The 15,021-nt window shown below is 66.2% G+C and carries 16 protein-coding genes; 7 read left to right on the forward strand and 9 right to left on the reverse strand.

What is annotated here, in order from left to right:
* Positions 1–77 precede the first annotated feature (77 nt).
* The gene (locus DCM79_RS22800) at positions 78–863 is read right to left on the reverse strand and encodes a protein phosphatase CheZ (RefSeq protein ID WP_028134322.1); all 786 of its coding nucleotides are present in this window, start codon (positions 861–863) and stop codon (positions 78–80) included.
* 316 nt (positions 864–1,179) lie between these two features.
* On the opposite strand from DCM79_RS22800, the gene DCM79_RS22805 reads away from it, so the two are divergent.
* Complete coding sequence (locus tag DCM79_RS22805; RefSeq protein WP_257176446.1) at positions 1,180–2,025, forward strand: L,D-transpeptidase; 846 nt, start codon at positions 1,180–1,182, stop codon at positions 2,023–2,025.
* Positions 2,026–2,097: 72 nt separating this feature from the next.
* Here DCM79_RS22805 and DCM79_RS22810 read toward each other — a convergent pair whose 3' ends face one another.
* From DCM79_RS22810 to DCM79_RS22835, 6 genes are all read right to left on the reverse strand, one after another.
* A complete protein-coding gene (locus DCM79_RS22810) occupies positions 2,098–2,913 on the reverse strand; it encodes a DUF2076 domain-containing protein (RefSeq protein WP_257176447.1) in 816 nt (271 codons plus the stop codon).
* A gap of 125 nt (positions 2,914–3,038) precedes the next feature.
* The gene (locus DCM79_RS22815) at positions 3,039–3,884 is read right to left on the reverse strand and encodes a ChbG/HpnK family deacetylase (RefSeq protein WP_257176448.1); all 846 of its coding nucleotides are present in this window, start codon (positions 3,882–3,884) and stop codon (positions 3,039–3,041) included.
* Positions 3,881–4,927, reverse strand: a complete 1,047-nt coding sequence (locus DCM79_RS22820) for a glycosyltransferase family 2 protein (protein ID WP_257176449.1) — start codon at positions 4,925–4,927, stop codon at positions 3,881–3,883. The genes DCM79_RS22815 and DCM79_RS22820 overlap by 4 nt, the downstream gene beginning before the upstream one ends.
* Before the next feature lie 103 nt (positions 4,928–5,030).
* Positions 5,031–6,008 (reverse strand): ATP phosphoribosyltransferase, encoded by a 978-nt coding sequence (gene hisG / locus DCM79_RS22825; protein ID WP_257176450.1) that lies wholly within the window; start codon positions 6,006–6,008, stop codon positions 5,031–5,033.
* 2 nt (positions 6,009–6,010) lie between these two features.
* Entirely contained in the window at positions 6,011–7,162 is a 1,152-nt protein-coding gene (locus DCM79_RS22830; RefSeq protein ID WP_257176451.1) for an ATP phosphoribosyltransferase regulatory subunit, read from the reverse strand.
* 224 nt (positions 7,163–7,386) lie between these two features.
* Positions 7,387–7,599, reverse strand: coding sequence for a hypothetical protein (locus tag DCM79_RS22835; protein WP_257176452.1), 213 nt, complete (start codon positions 7,597–7,599; stop codon positions 7,387–7,389).
* Between the two features lie 211 nt (positions 7,600–7,810).
* On the opposite strand from DCM79_RS22835, the gene DCM79_RS22840 reads away from it, so the two are divergent.
* On the forward strand, positions 7,811–8,314 hold the full coding sequence (locus tag DCM79_RS22840) for a hypothetical protein (protein ID WP_257176453.1): 504 nt from the start codon (positions 7,811–7,813) through the stop codon (positions 8,312–8,314).
* A gap of 10 nt (positions 8,315–8,324) precedes the next feature.
* A complete protein-coding gene (locus DCM79_RS22845) occupies positions 8,325–9,335 on the forward strand; it encodes an AraC family transcriptional regulator (protein ID WP_257176454.1) in 1,011 nt (336 codons plus the stop codon).
* Between the two features lies 1 nt (position 9,336).
* Here DCM79_RS22845 and DCM79_RS22850 read toward each other — a convergent pair whose 3' ends face one another.
* Positions 9,337–10,092 (reverse strand): 16S rRNA (uracil(1498)-N(3))-methyltransferase, encoded by a 756-nt coding sequence (locus DCM79_RS22850; protein ID WP_257176455.1) that lies wholly within the window; start codon positions 10,090–10,092, stop codon positions 9,337–9,339.
* Between the two features lie 210 nt (positions 10,093–10,302).
* Here DCM79_RS22850 and DCM79_RS22855 point away from each other — a divergent pair, with 210 nt between their 5' ends.
* A complete protein-coding gene (locus DCM79_RS22855; RefSeq protein ID WP_257176456.1) occupies positions 10,303–10,956 on the forward strand; it encodes a hypothetical protein in 654 nt (217 codons plus the stop codon).
* Positions 10,953–11,885 (forward strand): 4-hydroxybenzoate octaprenyltransferase, encoded by a 933-nt coding sequence (gene ubiA, locus DCM79_RS22860; protein WP_257176457.1) that lies wholly within the window; start codon positions 10,953–10,955, stop codon positions 11,883–11,885. Before DCM79_RS22855 ends, ubiA begins: the two co-directional genes overlap by 4 nt.
* Positions 11,886–11,985: 100 nt before the next feature.
* Here ubiA and DCM79_RS22865 read toward each other — a convergent pair whose 3' ends face one another.
* The gene (locus DCM79_RS22865) at positions 11,986–12,504 is read right to left on the reverse strand and encodes a DUF6101 family protein (RefSeq protein ID WP_257176458.1); all 519 of its coding nucleotides are present in this window, start codon (positions 12,502–12,504) and stop codon (positions 11,986–11,988) included.
* Positions 12,505–12,769: 265 nt separating this feature from the next.
* Between DCM79_RS22865 and DCM79_RS22870 the strand changes: the two genes are divergently transcribed.
* On the forward strand, positions 12,770–14,158 hold the full coding sequence (locus DCM79_RS22870; RefSeq protein WP_257176459.1) for a TldD/PmbA family protein: 1,389 nt from the start codon (positions 12,770–12,772) through the stop codon (positions 14,156–14,158).
* Complete coding sequence (locus tag DCM79_RS22875; protein ID WP_257176460.1) at positions 14,145–14,954, forward strand: 3'(2'),5'-bisphosphate nucleotidase CysQ; 810 nt, start codon at positions 14,145–14,147, stop codon at positions 14,952–14,954. The genes DCM79_RS22870 and DCM79_RS22875 overlap by 14 nt, the downstream gene beginning before the upstream one ends.
* Positions 14,955–15,021 lie beyond the last annotated feature (67 nt).

Below are 15,021 nucleotides of genomic sequence, written 5' to 3' on the forward strand. Positions count from 1 at the left end.
GCGGAGTGTATGGCCAAAAGCAAAAAAAGACGCCGGCCCCAGGGCCGGCGTTTTGCTCTTCCGTAGTCCGCGTCCGTTCAGTCGAACAGCGCGTCGATGTCGTCCTGCGAGGCGTGACCGACGTCGCCGTTGAGCTTCGGGCCGTTGAGAAGCTTTTCGTCCTCGCTGCGATTGTCCACATGCGCCGGCACGTGGGACTTGATCGCGTCGACGCCGCCCCAGATGTCCATCATCGCATTGATGTGCTGCTCGATGAACTTCATCGTGGTCATGACCTTGCTGATGCGCTGGCCGGTCAGGTCCTGGAAGTTGCAGGCTTCGAAGATCGAGATGACGCGTTCCTGGATGTCGTCGGCGAGCCGCTTCTGCTGGTCGATCGAGTCCACCTTGGACATCGCGCTGGCGGCCTGGTCGATCGATTCCGCGGCTTCGAGGATCTGCTGCGTCGCCTGCTCGGTGCCGCCGACCACCGCGCCGAGCTCGCCATTGACCTTGGCCATCTCGCCGCCGTCGAAGCTCTTGCCGTGCAGGGTCGCGATTTCGCGCTTGGTGCGGTCGATGGCGTCGTGGATGAGGTCGAGCTCGACCTTCAGCTTCTCGCACTGCTCGATCTGGGCCCGATAGGTCTCGAGCATCGTGCGCGCCTCGGAAAGCTCGTGGGCGGTGGAGGCGTCGATCGCCGCCATGGCCGCGCTGCCGGACAGCGGGGCCGCCGTGACGCCCTTCGCCATCTGCGCGCGGATCGCGCGTAGCTCGGCCATGATCTCGCTATGCATCGGGATTGCCTCTTCGGTTACGTCCAAAATCGGCATCTCGCCACCAGCGATATCCTCGACGCGAAAACGTTTGCGGTGAACAGCCATCAGGATACTCCCCCCACCTCACACACGCGTCTTTGTAGGCAGAAGCGATTTAACACGAAGTTCACAGCCGGAACTGTTGTGCGGCGTCGCGCGCCGCGTTGCAAAGAAGCGATTAACCATGGCTGCGCCGCGTTCATCGAAAATAAACGCTGATCGCCAAATTGCCGCTGCGCTCGCGACGTGGTGAATCCAAACGCGCCTTCCGTTTACCAAACAAAACGGCTTTTGCCTTTTATTGACCACGTCGAAGGGCGCGGATCAGCCACCGGCTTCCCACGACGCATGTGATCTAGACGAAACAGTACAGAGTACGTCGATGTTCAAGAAAATGTCTGTCGCGCTGCTCGGCAGCGCCTGCACCTTCATGGCCGGCGCGAACGACGCCAGCGCCTTCGACAACAGCGTGCCGAACGATCCGCCCGCGGTGCTCTATGCGCGGCAGGTGCCGCCGGCGCCGGCGCCGGTGCGCGTCGCCTCCAATTCGAACATGGGCGGCGGGTTCATCGAATTCCTGTTCGGCGACGGTCCCGGCCGCGGTCCGGCCTACGCTCCGGAGCGGCCGGTGTATCAGCAGCAGCCGGCCTATTACGATCAGCGCCGCCTGCCGCCGATGGGCGAGCCGCAGATGCAGGGTGGATATCAGGGCGGATATCAGCCAGGGGGTTATCAGCAAAGTGCGCTCCAGCAGGAGGCGGTCGACCCGCGGCAGCGCCAGCTCGATCCGAAATTCGAGAAACAACTCGTTGACTATAGCGGCAAGGAAAGTCCCGGCACGATCGTGGTCGATACCCCGAACAAGTTCCTCTACCTCGTCGAGGGCAACGGCCGGGCGATGCGCTACGGCATCGGCGTCGGGCGTCCCGGCTTCACTTGGTCGGGCGTGAAGTCGATCACGGCCAAGCGCGAATGGCCGGACTGGACGCCGCCGGCCGAGATGCTGGCGCGCCGGCCAGATCTGCCCCGGCACATGGAAGGCGGGCCGGAAAATCCGCTCGGCGCCCGCGCGATGTATCTGGGCTCGACGCTCTACCGCATCCACGGCTCCAACGAGCCCTGGACCATCGGCACCAACGTCTCCTCCGGCTGCATCCGCATGCGCAACGAGGACGTCATCGACCTCTATGGCCGCGTCAATGTCGGCACCAAGGTCGTGGTGTTGTGATCGCCTGAGGTGCGAAATGAAAACGGCCGCCACCCGGGCGGCCGTTTTTGCTTGTGCGGCTATCGGACGACGTCACGCGTAGTCGCTGCCGCCATCGTCGTCGTCGCCGAAGTCGCTGTCGTCGGCCATGTCCATGTTGTCGCCGCCGTTGTCGTAATTCCGGTCGTTGTCATTGCTCCGGTCGTCGTTCGACGCCTGGTCGAAGAAGCCCTGGCGGGAATCCCGGTTCGAGCCGATGTCGTTGAGGCCGGCATCGCGCGAGAGCGATCCGCCGGACTGGTCGCTGCCGCCCCAAGGACTTCCACCGGCGTTGCGGTCGCCGAGCGAATTGCCGTCGCCGAAGCCCTGCTGGTGCGATCCGCCGCCCATCATGCCGCGGATGCTGGAGAGCAAAAGCGAGCCACCAACGACGCCAGCTGCGGCCGCCGCGGCGGTGCCCAGGAACGAGCCGCCGCCACCGCCGCCCACGGGCGGGGCACCGTAACCTTGCCCCGGACCTTGTCCGTAAGGCGGCGCGCCGTAGCCCGGTTGGGTCTGCATCGCCTGTCCGGTGTTCCACGCCGGCCGCGAGTCGCGCGGCGGCACGTTCGGAACCGAGCCGCGCGAGGGGCCGCCGCCGAACAGCGTGTCACGCATGGTGTCGAGGAAGCCGCCGGACTGTGCCTGCTCGGGCGCATGCGCCGCTTCCAGCTCCTGGATGCGGGCATTCGCGCGCTTCAATGCCTCGTCCTGCACCAGCGTGGTCTGCACCAGCGCGTAGATCGCGCCGGGCGCCTTGCGCAGGCCATCGGAGATCGCGGCGATCGCATCGGGATCGCGGGGTGCATTTTCCAGCTTTGAGAGCCGGTCGAAAAGGTCGTCGACGAGCTGGCGTTCCTGCGGCGTCATGATCAGTCTCCCTCGCGCAAAACAAGCGCGAGCCAGATGTAGGGTTCCATTGTGGCCCCAACAGTGCCGGCCGGATTAAATTTCGGTATGCGACAAGCTGCCCCGCGGCCTGCCTTCCGCCGTTTTCACCCCAGCGTGGCGCGGCTGTCCGCCAGCAGGCGCGCGAAGGCGTCGCTGGCGAGATAAGCGTGCTCCCGCTCGCGGACATCCGTCATCGGGTCGAGGCCGGCAAGGACATCGTCGACGAAGCCGGGATGGCACATTATGAGGCCGCCGTCGGGGAGGCCTTGCAGGAATTGCCGCATCAGCGCGCCGAAATCGGCCGCCCGCGTGAAATCATAGGCGCCGGCAAAGGCGGGATTGAAGCTGAGGCCGGCGTTGTCGGCGCGGCGGCGGAATTGCGCGCTGAGACGGTCGAGCACCATGGCCTTTGGCGTGGCCAGCCGCTGCCTCAGCGGAAGATTGCGGCCGCCCTGGCGGACCCAGGCGTTTGGCGCAGCCTCGGCCACCGCATCGACGAAGCCGTCGCGCACCTGCGGAAAGAGCTGCACATGCTGGTGACCGTCGACGAAGTCGGGGGCGCGGCCGAACGCGTCCATGAAGGCGGCCAGCTGCGCCTTCACCTCGTTGCGGACGAATTCGCGGTCGAGCCGCCGTAAGACGCCCGCGCGCAACAGCTTCGGAAACGGCATGAACATGTCGCCGTCGAGCGGTCGGAAATGCATGGTGAGCGGCCGGAACGGCGCCGACAGCGTCACGTGCAATCCGATCCCGCAGCGCGGGCTCGCAGTCGCGGCGGCCTGGAGCGCTGCGACCTCGCTGCGCGCGATCGCAGGTCCCACCATCATCACAGAGGTGGCGTTGAGGCGCCCGCGTTCGATCAGGTCGCGGATGGCGCGGTTGACGCCGGGGCTGATGCCGTAATCGTCGGCGCAGAGCCAGATCTGTCGCGCCGGCGCGGCCGCGCTCATTCGGCCGCCGTCCTCTTGGCATCGTCGTCGGCCTTGCCCGCCTCGAAGTGCTTCTCGCTGTGCTCGGCGACGAAGTAGATCGGGCGCGCCTTCAGCTCGGAGAGGATCTTGCCGATATATTCTCCGACGATGCCGATCATGATGAGCTGCACGCCGCCGATCGTCATCAGGCCGATCACGAGCGAAGGATAGCCGGGCACCTGCTTGCCGGTCGTGAGCACCTCCCAGAGGATCGAAAGGCCGAACAGGAAGGCGCCACCGGCGAGAATGACGCCGAACAGGCTGGCGAAGCGCAACGGCGCCACCGAAAACGAGGTCAGGCCCTCGATCGACAGGCCGAGCAGGCTTGCGGCGTTGAAGGTGGTGACGCCATGGGCGCGCGCCGCGGGCTCGTAATCGACCCGGATCTGGCGGAATCCGATCCAGCTGGCGAGGCCTTTGAAGAAGCGGTTGCGCTCGGGCAATTGCCTGAGCGCGGCGACAGCGCGCGGGGAGAGCAGGCGGAAGTCGCCGGCGTCCTCGGGAATCTTCTGCCGTGCGCCCCAATTGATCAGCGCGTAGAAGCCGTGCACGGCGAGGCGGCGCAGGAAGGTCTCGTTGTCGCGATGCGCCTTGGCGGTGTAGACGACGTCATAGCCGTCTTCGATCCAGTGCCGCACCAGCTGCTCGATCAGGGCCGGCGGATGCTGGCCGTCACCGTCCATGAACATGACGGCGCCGAGCCTGGCATGGTCGAGGCCGGCCATCAGCGCCGCCTCCTTGCCGAAATTGCGCGACAGCGACACCACCTGGACGTCGATCGCATCGGCCGGCAGGCTACGGGCGATCGCCAAGGTCGCATCCTTGCTGCCGTCGTCGACATAAACGATCTCGCAAGACAGCCGATAACGCTCCCGCAGGGTTTTCGCGAGATCGCAGATGCGCTGATGCAGGCCGGCGAGGCCCGCCGCCTCGTTGTAGACGGGAACGACAATCGACAGCCCCTTCGCGGCGGCGGTGCTCGCGGTGGTCGTCATGCCTGATACGTCAGAGCCCAGCATCATCGGTCGAGGTTCCAGAGGCCTTCAAAGTCATCTCAACAGCATATGGTAGCTGCCGCTTGCTGTCGCAAAGCTGAACGGAAAAGCCGAACCGGCCCCCTGGGGCTCACTGCCGCAGGAACGCCTCGAGCTTCGCGAACAGCGGGTTCTCCCGGTCGAACACGTAGTCCAGCGAGACCACCGAGACGGTCTCGGCGCCATGCTCGCGCAGGAAGCTCGCCAGCGCATAGAGCTGCCCCGGCGGGCAGTGCAACGTCAGCATGCCTGACGAGGTCGGCCCGCCGAACGGAGCCTCGACGCCGAACCGGCTATGGGCTTCGCCGAGCAGGGCGGCGTCGCATTGCCGGAAGCGGGTGCGGACCTCGCGGTATTTGTTGGCCCGCGCCCTTGCGGCGATGTGATCGAGGATGATGCGCGCGGTCTCTCGCGCCTGCGGCGACCAGTCGGCTTCCTTCGAGGCGACCAGATTGGCCTGGCTGCGCAGGATCACGCCGTCGTCGAGCACCCGCAAGCCGTTGGCGGCGAGCGTCGCGCCGGTCGTGGTGATGTCGACGATCAGCTCGGCGCTGCCGGCCGCAGGAGCGCCTTCGGTCGCGCCGGCGCTTTCGACGATGCGGTAATCGGTGATGCCGTGGCTCTGGAAGAACGCGCGGGTGAGATTGACGAACTTGGTCGCGACCCGCATCCGCATATGATGCTGCTCGCGGAAGCCGGTGGTGACGTCGTCGAGGTCGGCCATGGTGCGGACGTCGATCCAGGCCTGCGGTACCGCGACGACGACGTCGGCAAAGCCGAAGCCGAGCCCGTCGATCAGCGACACGCGCTTGTCGGCATCGGCGATGTTCTCGCGCACCAGATCCTCGCCGGTGACGCCGAGATGCGCGAAGCCGCGCGACAATTGCGATGCGATCTCGCTCGCCGAGAGATAGGCGACCTCGACATCGTCGAGGCCGGCGATGGTACCGCGATAGTCGCGGGCGCCGCCAGCCTTCGACAGCTTCAGGCCCGCGCGGGCGAAGAAGGCCTCGGTGTTTTCCTGCAGGCGTCCCTTGGAGGGAACGGCCAGAACGAACGGCGCGCTCATGATCAGGCCTCCACCTTGCGGCCGATCCTGGTCAGCGCATCCACCCAGACCGAGAAGCCGACCGCGGCAATGGGTTCAGCCGACCCGAGCTGGGTCATCAGCCCGTCATAGCGGCCGCCGGCGACCAACGGCTCGGCGCCGTTGCTCCGGTGATGCAGCTCGAATTCGAAGCCGGTGTAATAGTCGAGGCCGCGTCCGAACGCGGTCGAGAAGCGCGTCTGCTTCACGTCGATGCCGCGCGCGGCCATGAAGCCGACCCGGCTTTCGAACTGGTCGATGGCCGCAGCAAGGTCGAGCTTTGCATCGGCGGTGAGTGCGCGCAGCGCGGCGATGGAATCGTCGGGATTGCCTGATATCGACAGGAAGCGCTTGAGCACGGTGATCGCCTCGCGCGGCAGCGCGCCGCCCTTCAGCGTCGACTGCTCGAGGAAGCGATCGGCGATCTCGGCGGTGGTGCGTCCCCCGACATTGGTGGTGCCGGCGATCGACATCAGGTCGGTGACGAAGGCGAGCGCGGCCTTGCGGTCGGAGCCGGCGAGCGCGGCGAGCACGCCCTGATATTCGCTTGGGCTCGCGGTGGTCGCGGCCGCCAGCCGCTCCAGGTCCTGCTCCAGGCTGATCTTGCGGTTGAAATCCTTGACCAGGCGGCGGCGCCAGACCGGATAGAGGTCGAGCGCGTCGAGCAGCGCGTTGAACAGCGCGACGTCGCCGGTGCGGATCTCGACGTCGCGGACGCCGAAGGCTGCGGTCGCCTCCAGCGCCAGCGCCAGCGTCTCGGCGTCGGCCGCGGCACGGTCCTGGCGGCCGAACGATTCGATGCCGGCCTGCAGGAATTCGCTGGCCTGGCCGCTGCGGTAGCGAAACACCGGGCCGAGATAGCTGAACCCGGCCGGCTGGCCGGCGCGGCTGGAGGCGAGGTAGTCGCGGGCGACCGGAATGGTCAGGTCCGGACGCAGGCACAGCTCCTCGCCCGTGAGGTCGGTGGTCAGGTACAGGCTCTTGCGAATGTCCTCGCCGGAGAGGTCGAGGAACGGCTCGGCCGGTTGCAGGATCGCCGGCTCGGCCCTGACATAGCCGGCCTGCGCGAACGACAAGAGCAGCGTATCCGCCCAGGCGGCGGAGCCGGCAGCATTCGAGGTGGCAGTCGCGGTCATGACGGAGGTCCATCGTCCCGGTGGAACCGGGCAGGGCAGGTAAGGACAGGAATTGCGCAGCCCTTAGCATGGCCGATGCACGGTTTCGACCTCCAAAGGATCAATCGCTTAACGAGTTTGGCGCGAAGCAGGCCGGTCGGTCAGGTTCGCAACGAAGGTCGGCCTACAACTCGGCTTGAGTAATATAATACCGTGGTTTCTTTGTTGCGGCTGGCGAGCCGGCGTCATTCGGTCGGCCGAGCGACGTCTCTGACCGGCTCCGAGGCATCGGTCGCGACAAGGGCCGGCGTGGCCGCGGCGGACGCGGCTTCCTGAGCCAGCCGCTCTGCGCATTCGAGTACCTTCTGTCGTCGGCCGGGGTCGGTGAGGCGGAGAAAGGCCCTGATGAGGCGGAGCTCCTCGTACCGGCTCGCATCCGGCACGACATCGTCATTCATCGCCATCTCTCTTCCATCGCGATCGTCACCTCGATGTGACCCGCGCTCTTCGCGAACGCATCGACGCACGACGGGTCGATGCGGCCGACGCTCCGGCGTCACATTGAGAAACTGAGAACCGCTGGCAAGCCGCCGCATACTCATTTTGGGTATGGCGGGTGATCCGCTCGCTCCGGCCATCGTTTACAAGACAAATGCTGGTTTCCGATTCATGCGCAATACTTCAGATATCATCCGGACGGTCTCGCGACACACGCTGGCCTACATGCTGTTCTCGATGAGCGAGCTGTTCCGGCACTATGACGAATTCGATCCGCTCGACCTTCTGATCATTCATGCGGTCCTGAACGCGAACGTCATTCATGTGATGAACGATCCGGTGCTGGACGAGAGGTTCTCCAGCATCCACGCGGTCGAGCCGGACGTGATCAAGCAGGGCGTCTCCCGGGCGGCACTGTCTCGCTTCCTCAGCCTGCCGCTCGAGACGGTTCGCCGCCGCGTGACGGGATTGAAGCGGCGAAAGATCCTCGAAGAGACCAAGGCCGGACTCATCGTGACCGAGCAGAACGCGTTCAGGTTCGGAAACAACCACGAACTGCAGAAGACCAACATGCTGCTGCTGACCAAGCTGCTGCGCGATCTCAGGCGTGCCGGCATCAACGGGCCGGATGATCTGCGCGCTTCCAAGGCGGCCGCGGCAAGGAAAGCAAAGTAAGCGGCACAACATGAATCAGGGCGATATCGATATCGCGCGCAAAGGAGCGGAAACGCCGGCGGACAGCCGCTCGACATCCTTCCAGCGTCTCAAGCCCTCGTCGGCGCTCGAGCTCCGAGCCTATGACATCGACCATTTCGGCGAGACGGAGAGATATGCCGGCGCGTCCAGCATGCCCTTGTCGCCGGGAGCGACGGCCATCATGCGTGCGCGGCTCGACCTGCCGAGCCTGACCCTGTCCCTGGTGAGGACCTTTCCGCGGATCATTCGCGGCTATCAATTGACGAATGCCGCCGTCGTCGTGGTGCCGATGGATCACGTCACCTCGGCCCGCATCAACGGGCAATCGATAGGGCATTCCGTCGTGGTTCTGAGAGGCGTCTCCGATTGCCTGGTGCACGAGCCGGAGGGCCGGCTGATAGCCGTCGTGTCTTTTACCCCGCCCCGGCGCGAGCCCTGGACGCAACTGGGTGACGGCTACCATCTGGTGAACCCGGCCTCGGACGTCCTTGCCTCGTTGCGCCGTCTGGTCTGCGTCACGCTCGAGATCGCAGCGCATGATCCGGACTTTCTCAACGAGCCGATGTCGCTGACCGCCGTCGAGCAATCTCTGCTCAGCACGTTGGAAGCTGCGCTGGGCAGCAGCGCAAAGGACAGACCCGTTTCGTCCACAATGGATGGCTATCGGCGCATCGTCGCAGACATGGAACGGCTGATCCGGCAGGATCTGACGATCTGGCACAAGACGCCCGAGCTCGCGGAGCAGGTGGGCGTCTCCGTCCGCACGCTCCAGAGCGCGACCCAGGCCATCTGTGGCCTCAGCCCGCATCGCTATAGCCGGGTTCTGCGCCTCTGGTCGGTGCGCAAGCAGCTGGGCAACGGCGGGGGGCACCGCAGTGTGAAGGCCTGCGCGATTGCGCACGGCTTCGGGCATCTGGGCGAGTTCGCGGCGAGCTACAAGGCGGCCTTCGGAGAGCTGCCATCCGAGACCCTGCGCCGCGCCGTGCGGGACACGATCTAGGTTAACCCCCTTTACTGCCCCAATCGCCCAATACCGCCTGGACCAGCGCCAGCGCCGCCACGGCGGCGGTGTCGGCCCGCATGATCCGGGGGCCCAGGGCGAGCCGGAGGATCTTGGGCTGCCGCAGCAGCAGGGCCCGCTCGTCCTCGGCAAAACCGCCTTCGGGGCCGATCAGGACGTCGATACCTTGTCCGGCCGCGCGCGCGGCTTGCAGGCTCTGAATCGGGTTTTCGACCTCCGCTGCCTCGTCGCAGAAGATCAGCAGCCGGTCGGCCGGGCGCTGGCTGAGGAAGCGCTCCAGGGCCACCGGTTCGGCGACGCTGGCGATGCTCAAGATGCCGCACTGCTCGGCTGCCTCGACGACATTGGCCCGCATCCGCTCGGTATTGACGCGGGAGGCTTGGGTGAACCGGGTCAGAACCGGATGCAGCGCGGCGGCGCCCATCTCGATGGCCTTCTGGACCATGTAGTCGAGCCGGGCATGCTTCAGCGGGGCGAAGACGTAGGCGAGGTCGGCAAGCCGGTCCTGGGGCCGGGTCTGCTGGAGGACGACGAGGCCGTCCGGCCGCTTGCGGCCTTCAATGGCGGCCTGCCACTCGCCGTCCCGGCCGTTGAACGCCAAGACCTCGGCCCCGGCGGAAAGCCGCAGCACGTTGCCGAGATAGTTGCTCTGGTCGCGGTCGAGCGCGACCCTGGCGTCCTGGGCAAGGGGGGCATCGACGAACAGGCGGGGGGCACGAAAGTCGTGGGAGGGCATCGGTCAAAAGTCCAATTTGGCGCCGTTATTAACCGAAAGCGGCCATTTCGGGGGTAAATATTGCCAAGCCGCCGCGTCGGTGCGCCGCGCTCTTGCCCTATTCGGCGGGTTGTTAAGCGCCGGCGGGAATCGTAAAATCGCGAGCACGCTGGTTGCGCTTCGATTGGAAGACGCTGGACCCCGTAAGCTCCTGCCGGAGAGATTTTCTTGATGATCCGTCATTTGATGGTTCCGATCGCAGCCGCCATGGTCACCATGGGCGCCTCTTGTGCCTATGCGCAAAGCGCGTTCCCGGCTCCCCTGCCCAATCAGGCCCCCGCCAGTTCGCCGTTTCCGCCGGTGAACGGTGCGGCGCCGACCGCGTCGGTCGGTACGACTCCGCAATCGTCATTTCCCGTGAACGGCGCGGCGCCGATCGGTGGGGCCGGTGCCTTCGGCGCGGCTCCCCCCACGCAAGCCGGTCCCGGCGAGGATTGCATGAAGGCGTTCATGCCCCTGCGCGAAGAAGCCGAGAAGCGCGGCAAGCTGATCAAGGCCGCGAGCGACCGTCACGCGCCGCCTGACGAGGCCTGCAAGCTGATCCGCAATTTCAGCCAGGCCGAGAGCAAGATGATCAAGTACATCGAGACTCACGCCGCCAAATGCGGAATTCCGGCGCAGGTCGGCGCGCAGATGAAGGACGGCCACAAGAACACCGAGGCCATGGCCAACAAGGTCTGCAACGTCGCGCAGCAACAGCAGGCGCGCCCCTCAGGCCCGTCGCTGAGCGAGGTGCTGGGGTCGGCCTCGGCGCCTGAGGCCAATGCCGGCAAGAAGGGCGGCAGCACCTTCGACACGCTCAACGGCAACGTCCTCACCCGATGAGCGACGCGTCCGCCCGCGTTGCCGATTCCACCGGCAACTGGGTCGATACGCTCGCGCCGCCATGGGCACGGCCTTACCTCCGCTTGTCCCGCTTCGATCGTCCGATCGGCTCCTGGCTGCTGCTGATGCCATGCTGGTGGTCGGCGGCGCTCGCGAGCGGCATGGCGCATGACGTCCGCGGACTGCCGCTCACCATCGTGCTGTTCTTCATCGGCGCCTTCGTGATGCGCGGCGCGGGCTGCACCTGGAATGACATCACCGACCGCGATCTCGACGACAAGGTCGAGCGCACCCGCTCGCGGCCGCTGCCGTCGGGGCAGGTGAGCACGAAGCAGGCGCTGGCCTTCATGGTCGCGCAGGCGCTGGTCGGTCTCGTGGTGCTGCTGCAGTTCAACCGCTTCGCGATCGCGACCGGCATCGCATCGCTCCTGATCGTCGCGATCTATCCCTTCATGAAGCGGATCACCTGGTGGCCGCAGATCGTGCTCGGGCTTGCCTTCTCCTGGGGCGCGCTGATGGGGTTTGCCGTCACCTTCGGCCGCATCGACGTCACTGCGCTGGTGCTCTATGCCGCCGCGATTTCCTGGGTGATCGGCTATGACACGGTCTACGCGCATCAGGACGCCGAAGACGACGCGCTGATCGGCATCAAGTCGACCGCACGCCTGTTCGGCGCGCATACGCACCAGGCGCTGATCCTGTTCTACGGGCTGTCGGTGATGCTGATCGGCGTCGCGCTCGCCTCGGCCGATGCGCTCTGGCCGGCCTGGCTCGGCCTCGCCGCCTTCGCCGCCCATCTGGCGTGGCAGATCGTGCGCCTGCGGATCGACGATCCCGAGCTGTGCCTGCGCCTGTTCAAGTCGAACAAGCATGCGGGGTTGCTGCTGTTTGCGGGATTGCTCGCGGACGCCGTGATGCGGTCGGCGTAGCTCTCGTAGGGTGGATTAGCGAAGCGTAATCCACCACTTCTGTTGCCGTGGAAATATAAGAGGTGGGTTACGCCTACGGCTAACCCACCCTACGCCACCTCTAGTTCCTCGCGATAATCTCACGTTCTTCGCGGTGCACGGGCAGCTCGCGCGCCATCGCAACACGGCGGCGCATCAGGAATTTCGGGCGGCGGGCGCGGATCGCGTTGGCGCGGCGGCGGCGGGCTGCGGGCTTGCGCGCACCCTCGTCGAGCTGCGGCAGTGCGAAGAGCTCGCTCCAGACCGCCCAGGCTTCCGCGAGTTCTTCGCTATCGGCGCCGACCAGCAGCGGCACGGACAGCGAGGGGTCGCGATGCACCAGCACGAGGGCTTGGGCCTCGTCATTGCCGCGCAGCGCGACGCCGGTGAAGTCGCTGACGCGGACGTTGATCGCCATCTGCATGCCGCGGACGGCACGGCGCAGCACGACACGTTCGCGATGAAGCTCGATCTGCCTCGTATATCCGTCGGCGCGCGGATCGTGCGCATCGAAGCGGACCGGAAGGGAAAGAGGGTCGAGCCGCAGCGAGCGGCTCGACCCGGCGGGGTGGGCCCCGCATGTTGCTGTTTGACGCCTCACGGCTTTCGTTCTCCCCGCCGGGATTATGTTCCCGGTCGATGCGAGGACCTTAGCGCGCGCCCTTCCGAAACCGCTTAAAAAGGCTGGTTAACCCACCGTCACTGCTCCTCATGATTGACAAGACCTTGGCGCGCATGATTGACGAGACGTTGCGCCGACGGTGCGAATCTGAGCTTTTGGCGGGCTGAAAATGCTTGAAGTCCGCGCGATCAGGGCACATCTGTGGGTTCCGGTCCCCGCACCCCGCCCCAACAGGATTTCGTTCGTGAACTCTTCACCGTCCACAAGCTCGACCACAGCCAATCGCGACCTGTTCGATCAGTCCGCGCTCTCCGATCTCGCGCAGCGGCTGGTCGAGGCGGCCAGGCGCGCGGGCGCGGACGCGGCCGATGCGGTCGCGGTGCGCGGCGTCTCGCAAGGTGTCGAGGTGCGCGACGGACGCGTCGAGGAATCCGAGCGGTCGGAGGGCGACGATGTCGGCCTGCGGGTGCTGGTCGGCCAGCGCCAGGCGGTGGTCTCGACCAACGACGTCAGCGGCGATGCCGTGACCAAGCTTGCCGAACGCGCGGTCGCGATGGCGCGCGTCGCGCCCGACGACAAATATGTCGGCCTCGCCGATCCCGCGCTGCTCGCGCGCGATTTCCCCGATCTCGACCTGCTCGATCCCGGCGTGCCCGCAACCAGCGAGCTCGAGCGCCGCGCGCTCGAGGCCGAAGCCGCGGCGCTCGCGGTGAAGGGCGTGACAAAATCCGGCGGCGCCTCGGCTTCCGCCGGCATCGGCGGCATGGTGCTCGTCACCTCGACCGGCTTCCACGGCTCCTACCTGCGCTCCAGCCAGGGCATCTCGGCCACCGCCATCTCGGGCGAGGGCACCGGCATGGAGCGCGACTACGACTTCACCTCGGCGCCGCATGCCGCCGATCTGTTGTCGCCGGAAGCCGTCGGCCGTTCCGCCGGCGAGCGCACCGTGGCGCGCTCCAATCCGCGCAAGGTCGAAACCTGCAAGGTCCCCGTCGTGTTCGATCCGCGCGTTGCCGGCTCGCTGGTCGGTCATCTCGTCGGCGCCATCAACGGCGCCTCGATCGCGCGCAAGACCAGCTTCCTGAAGGACAAGCTCGGCCAGCAGCTGTTCGCGAACAACATCCGCATCGTTGACGATCCCCTGCGCAAGCGCGGCCTGCGCTCGCAGACCTTCGATGCCGAGGGCGTCGCGGTGAAGAGAACCGCGCTGGTCGACGAGGGCGTGCTGACGACCTGGCTGCTCGATTGCGCCACCGCGCGCGAACTCGGCCTCATCACCACCGGCCACGCCCATCGCGGCGTGTCCTCCTCGCCCTCGCCGGGGCCGTACAATCTGCATCTGGAGCCCGGCACGCCGAGCCCGGCTGAGCTGATCTCCGACATCAGCCAAGGTTTCTACGTCACCGATCTGATCGGCTCCGGCGTCAACGGCGTGACCGGCGATTACAGCCGCGGCGCCTCCGGCTTCTGGATCGAGAACGGCGAGATCACCTATCCCGTCAGCGAAGTCACCATCGCCGGCCATCTGTTCGAGATCTTCAAGTCGATGCAGCCCGCGAACAATCTCGAATTCCGCTACGGCATCAATGCGCCGACGGTGCGCATCGAGGGTTTGACGCTTGGCGGACGCTGACGCGAACGACACGATCCTGGCGCGCGACGCGGCGCTGCTGCAGGACACGGTGCGGGAGGCGGGCGCGCTGGCGCAGTCGATGTTCCGGACCGAGCTGAAGAAGTGGACCAAGGGCGCCTCCTCGCCGGTGTCGGAAGCCGACATCGCCGTCAACGATCTGCTTGAAACGCGCTTGCGCAGCGCGACGCCGGACTATGGCTGGCTGTCCGAGGAGAGCGCCGATGACGCTGACCGGCTGTCGCGACGGCTGACCTGGATCGTCGATCCCATCGACGGCACCCGCAACTATCTCGGCGGCCATGACGAATGGTGCGTCAGCGTCGCACTGGTCGCGGATGCCGCGCCGGTGCTGGCCGCGGTGTTCGCGCCGACGACCGACGAGTTCTTCTTCGCCGTGCGAGGTCAGGGCACCACGCTCAACGACAAGCCGGTGCGGGCGACCTCCGGGGCCGAGCTGGATTTCGCCCGCGTCGCCGGGCCGAAGCCGCTGGTCGAGCGCCTGAAGCCGTCACTCGGCGACATCAAGCTGCATCCGCGAATCGGCTCGCTGGCGCTGCGGCTGTGCCGGGTCGCCCATGGCGCGCTGGATGCGGCTTTTGCGGGGGGCAACAGCCACGATTGGGACCTTGCGGCGGCCGATTTGATCGTGCAGGAAGCCGATGGTAGGATGAGCGACCTCTCCGGAGAACCCATCCTCTATAACCGCCGGGAAGTGGCGCACGGGGTGCTGGTGGCAGCGGGACGCGATCGTCATGCGGGCATTGTCGCGCATTTTCGAAACCGTCCCCTGGCCTGAAGCGCTCGTCGTCGTGCCTGTCAAACACTGTGCTTGTCGAACACTGCTTTGCCGGGCAGCCCGTTAG

Source organism: Bradyrhizobium sp. WBOS07 (genome assembly GCF_024585165.1).
Classification (GTDB): domain Bacteria; phylum Pseudomonadota; class Alphaproteobacteria; order Rhizobiales; family Xanthobacteraceae; genus Bradyrhizobium; species Bradyrhizobium japonicum_B.